Source organism: Pseudomonas sp. PS01270 (assembly GCF_029959775.1).
GTDB lineage: Bacteria > Pseudomonadota > Gammaproteobacteria > Pseudomonadales > Pseudomonadaceae > Aquipseudomonas > Aquipseudomonas atacamensis.
This window is the reverse complement of the sequence record NZ_JASCPT010000263.1, coordinates 1-1,553: the sequence shown is the minus strand read 5'-3', so window position 1 is coordinate 1,553 and position 1,553 is coordinate 1. Positions and strand designations below refer to the sequence as shown.

At 61.7% G+C, this 1,553-nt stretch carries 2 protein-coding genes; one reads left to right on the top strand and one right to left on the bottom strand.

Annotated features, from left to right (window positions below; all coding sequences use genetic code 11):
• Window positions 1-112: 112 nt before the first annotated feature.
• Window positions 113-1,072 carry a DMT family transporter gene (locus QMX86_RS28040; protein ID WP_122707363.1) on the bottom strand — a complete coding sequence of 320 codons (960 nt, stop codon included), beginning with the start codon at window positions 1,070-1,072 and terminating at the stop codon, window positions 113-115.
• Between the two features lie 208 nt (window positions 1,073-1,280).
• Here QMX86_RS28040 and QMX86_RS28035 point away from each other — a divergent pair, with 208 nt between their 5' ends.
• Window positions 1,281-1,472, top strand: coding sequence for a DUF6316 family protein (locus tag QMX86_RS28035; RefSeq protein WP_122603652.1), 192 nt, complete (start codon window positions 1,281-1,283; stop codon window positions 1,470-1,472).
• Window positions 1,473-1,553: the final 81 nt, after the last annotated feature.

Genomic DNA, 1,553 nt, shown 5'->3' with positions numbered 1-1,553 from the left:
CCTGTAAGTCAGCCTTCGCGAGCAAGCTCGCTCCCACAGTGGACTGCATTCTCATGCTGGGAATGCGCAAAAATGTGGGAGCGAGCTTGCTCGCGAATGCGGCCGGCGCGGTTCAACTGGCTGCCATCTTCATCCGACGCGCCTTCAACCCTGCAATCAACGATGGCCCCAACGCCACCAGCGCCGAACCCAGCACCACCAGCACCGCCCCGCCATAGCCCAGCGCATTGATCTGCTCGGCATGCACATAGTCCGGCCAGATCCGCGCCGCAATCGCCACCGCAACAAACGTCACCAACGGAGTGATCGCCAGCGTCGCGCTGACCCGCGATGCTTCCCAGTGCGCCAGCGCTTCGGCGAATGCGCCGTAGGCGATCAAGGTGTTCATGCAGCAGGCCAATAGCAGCCAGCCCTGCAACGGGCTCAGGTTGAGCGCTTCAAGCGGATGCACCCACGGCGTCAGCAATAGCCCGCAGAACAGATAGATCACCATCATCACCTGCAACGAATTCCACACCGTGAGCAATTGCTTCTGGCCCAGCGCATAGAAGGTCCAGACCGTCGACGCCAGCAGCACCAAGAGCACGCCGGCGGTGTAGTCGGACAGCGAGGTCAGCAGCTCGGCCAGACGCTGATTGAAGAACAGACCAAAGCCGACCAGCAACACCAGCAAGCCGACGCCCTGGCCGATGCTGAAGCGCTCCTTGAACACGAACAGACTGGCGATCAGCAGCATGATCGGCCCCATTTGCACCACCAATTGCGCGGTGCCGGGGCTGAGCAGGTTGAGGCCCATCAGGTACAACACGTAATTGCCGACCAGCCCCAGTACCGCCATCAGCACCAGCCAGCCACCCTTCGGCCCGAGCACCTTGCGACTTGGCAGGCGCTTGACCGACGCCAGATAGATGAACAGGCAGCCACCGGACACCATCAGGCGAAACCAGGTCACCGTGACCGGGTCCATCACCTGCAATACCTGTTTGAGCTTGATCGGCAGGATGCCCCACAGAAACGCGGTCAGCAGCGCCAGGAACAGTCCGTACACCCAGCGCCCCGATGAAATGTGCATGCGAACCCCAAAAGCCTGCTGACAAGAGCACTCATTCTAGGCGTCCGGCTGCGCACAACACAGGGACAGTTACCGCCAGGCCGCGAATGAAACTGTGCAGGTCGCAGCAGTAAACCGGCGCGCCGCCATTGATCGGCCGGGCAGGCGCGCCAAGTGCTTCAGGCATAAGCTGATTGCAGACTTTTCAACGCATAGCAGGGAGACCTACATGTACGCCATGCGCGCCGAGGACAGCGCCCCCGCCACCCGTTTTCGCAGCGACCGCGTGTGTCGGGTCAATGGCGAGCTGTATTTCAGCACCCGCGAAAATACCCTCGAAGGGCCGTATGACAGTCAGGTGATCGAGCGGGAGATTCAGGCTTATATAGCGCGGATGCAGCGGCAGGGTTCCAGCCGCTGAACCGTGGCGCTGCCTTCGCGAGCAGGCTCGCTCCCAAAGGGGAATGCGATCACCTGTGGGAGCGAGCCTGCTCGCGAAGGG